Genomic DNA, 3407 nt, shown 5'->3' with positions numbered 1-3407 from the left:
GATTGCCCCTGGTCCACCTGGCGGGACCGGTTTGTTCAAACCTTTTATGCGCTTCGCGCGGAGGCCTGAGCATGATGGGCCCCACCTACCAACCCAGCACCATCGCCATCCTGAAGCACCTGCAAGAGCATGGGCCGCTGACGGTGGACGAGTTTGGCAAGCTGAAACACATCGGCACCACCGCGCCCGGTGTTCGCGTGGCCAGCATGGTCAAGCGCGGCACGGTGGCCCGTGTCGACATGAGCCGGCCAGCCCGGTACGCCATCACCAAGAGGGGCCTCGAGGCGGTCACTGCCGTGGCCAATGGCCAGGGCAACCTAGTGCCGCGCACGCTCATCCCCGTGGCACGGACGCCGGCCATTCCTCAAACGGCGCATCTGCTGCCGGCACCGGCCTGCCGGGCGTCGGTCGACACCTACAAGGCACTGGAGCTGCGGCCCTTTGATGGGCGGCCTGGGGCAATGGATGCCTTTGCGCTGCCCAGCCGGATGGGCACGACGCTGCATTACCGCGACGGACGGTCGGAGGCTGCCTTATGACCCAACTAGTCATTTTCGCGGTTGGCGCCAAGGGCTACCCTGCCGCAACCCCACTCAAACCCCGCGCGAATCAACAAGAAATTGAAGTCAATCGATTCACCGCTGCCATTGAAAACGGAGAGGACCATGGAAAACGAGTTTCTGTCTCCGGATGAGGTCCGGGCAATCACCGGGGTGCGCCGCCTCGATGACCAGGAGCGCGTCTTGAAAGCCGATGGCATCCCCTACAAACGCCGCGGCCGGCAAGTGATCGTGTCCCGCTTCCACACTCGCGAATGGCTATCGGGGCGAGTCGTGACGCCTTCCCGCGGCATCAACCTGGCTCTGGTGAAATGACTGGAAAGTACCCCCGCCTACGGTCACATACGCGCAAGCGCAAAAGCGGGCGCGTGGTGACCTACTACTTCTACGACCGACGCTTGCTTGGCGAGGCAGACGTGCCATTGGGCACTGACTTTGACGAGGCCGTCAAAAAATGGGACGAACTCCATAACCAGGCGCCGCGTCTTGTTGGAACGCTGGAAGAGGCCTTTGCCCGATGGGAGAAAGAGGTGCTGCCCACGTACACCAGCCGGGAGACCGTCAAGGGCTACACCAAGAACCTGCGCACCATACGCCCGGTGTTCAAAGATTCGACCTGGGATCAGGTCGACCTGCCAGCGATCAAGTCATATTTGAAGGCCCGCACTGCCAAGACCCAGGGCAACCGAGAAATGTCGCTGCTGTCGATCATCTGGAACTGGGCCCGAGGTGAAGGCCTCACACGGCAGCCCTGGCCCGCGGCCGGTATGGAACGATCCAAGTGGAAAAACAAGGAAACGCCTCGCCGCATGACCGTATTCGATGAACTGTTCGAGGCCGTCTACAACGAAGGCGATCAGTTGCTACGCGACTGCATGGACCTAAGCACAGCCACCGGCATGCGCTTGACCGATTGCATCAACGTACTGATGCCACGCTCAGAATCGCTTCGACTGGAGGCCAGCAAAACCGGCAAAGAGGCCGACTACGACCTCAACGTCAGCAAGGTGTTGCCTGGGCTTATTGCTCGCCGAAAAGCGATCAAGGCCACACACATGTTCCTACTGTCCACAATGGACGGCAAACGCGTGACTCATGGCATGCTGCGGTACCGCTACGACCAAGCCCGAAACAAGGCCTACGTCAAAGCAGCCATCGCCAACGATGATGAATTCATGCGCCAGATCCGGCGCATGGTGCTGCGTGATATGCGCAAGCGGGCGGCCCAGTTGGCAGGGGGATTAGATGAAGCCAGCGCACTGCTGCAGCATGACGACAAGCGGCTGACACAAAGACACTATGGTGCAGTAGCTAAGCTGAAGCCCACACGTTGAAATATGGCGTGTGACTGTACAGATGCCGATCAAAACAGAAGAATTAGAAACCTTAAATTCATCACCATTTTCGATTCAAACTATGTCACGGCTTCCGATTCAGCCCAGCCATCTCTCGCTGAATAGTCACGGGGCTGTTGCTCAGTTCGATGAGTGAGGACTTATTTCACAATTCGACATTGAGACGGTTAATTTTAATACCTAGCACTGATTCGGATCATTCGCCACATTCGAATACCTTCTCAATTTACCTAATTTCTGTACAGCCAGGCCCCGGAGTGCCTCGAACACAGGGCGAGCTTTTCTCCCTGATTTCATACTACCGCCAACCCAATTTTGGGTGTAGAGTAGCGATAGAAATCATCGTTCAACGGAGGTAACCAGGTGAAAATAAAGACAATAAAAATAAGAAACTTTCGCTTGCTGCATGACGTTTCTCTGCAGCTTGAAGACGTGACCACAGTCGTGGTTGGACGCAACAACTGTGGAAAAACCTCTTTATCAGACATCATTCGTAAGTTCCTTTCGGAACGGAGCACGTTCGAGATCGAGGACTTTTCGAGCGCGTGCTACGACAGATTCTGTGCAGCACACCGAGCACATCTAAAAGGTGAGGAGCCCGAAAAGGTCCGTGCTCTCTTGCCGTCAATAGATCTTCGGCTTCATGTGAGCTTCGACCCGACAGTTTCCAATTTCGGCCCGCTGAGCGAGTTCGTCATCGATACCGACGTAAACTGCACAGAGGCCATCATCATGTGCTCGCGAAGCCTCGCGGACGGCCAGATTGCAGCCTTGTTTGAGGGGCACGAAAAAACCATCCTGCACGGGACCGAAGAAACGCACTCCAACGAGGATCGCCTTGCCCTCTTTCGTAGCTTGGCAGCCCGGGTGCCGACGCTCTTCACTACGAGGATGTGGGCCGAGAATCCTCTAGACCAGATGGATAGGCGCAATGTGACACCCAAGGCAGTCACAAATCTGCTTGCGCTTGGCTTCGTGAACGCGCAACGTGCGCTCGATGGTGCAAGTGGTCGTGATACAGATGTGCTGGCAAAGGTGCTGGAGGGCTTGTTCCAAAGCGCCTCTGTCTCGACGGCAGACGGATCCCAAAAGAATATCGCGGACGGCCTCAAGAAGGCAGTTGAGGAAATACAGTCAGGCATGGACAGGGATTTCAAGAGAGAACTCGCGAGTCTTATGCCTGCGATTGAGTATTTCGGGTATCCAGGATTGGACAATTGACCTGCCCCCTACAGACGTACCAATCAAAAGTGGAAGTCCAAGTTCAAGGTTAATCGATTTGTTTTTGAATTGAAGGTTGTTGAGCTGCATCGCCAGCGCGCTGGCGATGCAGCTCGGCAAAACGAGCCGGTGGTATGCGGCCCAGGCTGCTGTGTGGTCTGACTTCGTTGTAGTCCGTGCGCCAGATGGCCACGGATGTTCTGGCCTGGTGCAAGGTCTCAAACCAGCTCTCGTTGAGGTGCTCGTCGCGGAACTTGCCATTGAAGCTTTC

5 protein-coding genes are annotated in these 3407 nt (G+C 56.4%); 4 read left to right on the top strand and 1 reads right to left on the bottom strand.

The window, feature by feature from the left end; translation table 11 throughout:
• The first annotated feature begins 71 nt into the window (after positions 1–71).
• The 4 genes from F624_RS0131810 (at position 72) to F624_RS0131795 (ending at position 3136) form a co-directional block, all read left to right on the top strand.
• Positions 72–539 (top strand): hypothetical protein, encoded by a 468-nt coding sequence (locus tag F624_RS0131810; RefSeq protein WP_019578402.1) that lies wholly within the window; start codon positions 72–74, stop codon positions 537–539.
• Positions 540–665: 126 nt separating this feature from the next.
• Positions 666–875, top strand: a complete 210-nt coding sequence (locus F624_RS0131805; protein WP_019578400.1) for a DUF4224 domain-containing protein — start codon at positions 666–668, stop codon at positions 873–875.
• A 53-nt stretch (positions 876–928) separates the two neighbouring features.
• Positions 929–1894, top strand: a complete 966-nt coding sequence (locus F624_RS33090) for a site-specific integrase (protein WP_245573785.1) — start codon at positions 929–931, stop codon at positions 1892–1894.
• 384 nt (positions 1895–2278) lie between these two features.
• A complete protein-coding gene (locus F624_RS0131795) occupies positions 2279–3136 on the top strand; it encodes an AAA family ATPase (RefSeq protein WP_031256999.1) in 858 nt (285 codons plus the stop codon).
• A 49-nt stretch (positions 3137–3185) separates the two neighbouring features.
• On the opposite strand, the gene F624_RS0131790 is transcribed toward F624_RS0131795, so the two are convergent.
• On the bottom strand, positions 3186–3407 hold a 222-nt coding region (locus tag F624_RS0131790; protein WP_019575414.1), incomplete at its 5' end, for an integrase core domain-containing protein.

Origin of the sequence: Curvibacter lanceolatus ATCC 14669, assembly GCF_000381265.1 — a bacterium.
GTDB classification, from domain to species: Bacteria; Pseudomonadota; Gammaproteobacteria; order Burkholderiales; family Burkholderiaceae_C; genus Curvibacter; species Curvibacter lanceolatus.
The sequence above is the reverse complement of the archived record's forward strand: the minus strand, read 5'-3'. Positions and strand labels throughout refer to the sequence as shown.

Excerpts from the sequence above, each read along its gene's own strand:
- F624_RS0131805 (WP_019578400.1), top strand. The coding sequence starts at position 666 with ATGGAAAACGAGTTTCTGTCTCCGGATGAGGTCCGGGCAATCACCGGG.
- F624_RS0131810 (WP_019578402.1), top strand. The coding sequence starts at position 72 with ATGATGGGCCCCACCTACCAACCCAGCACCATCGCCATCCTGAAGCAC.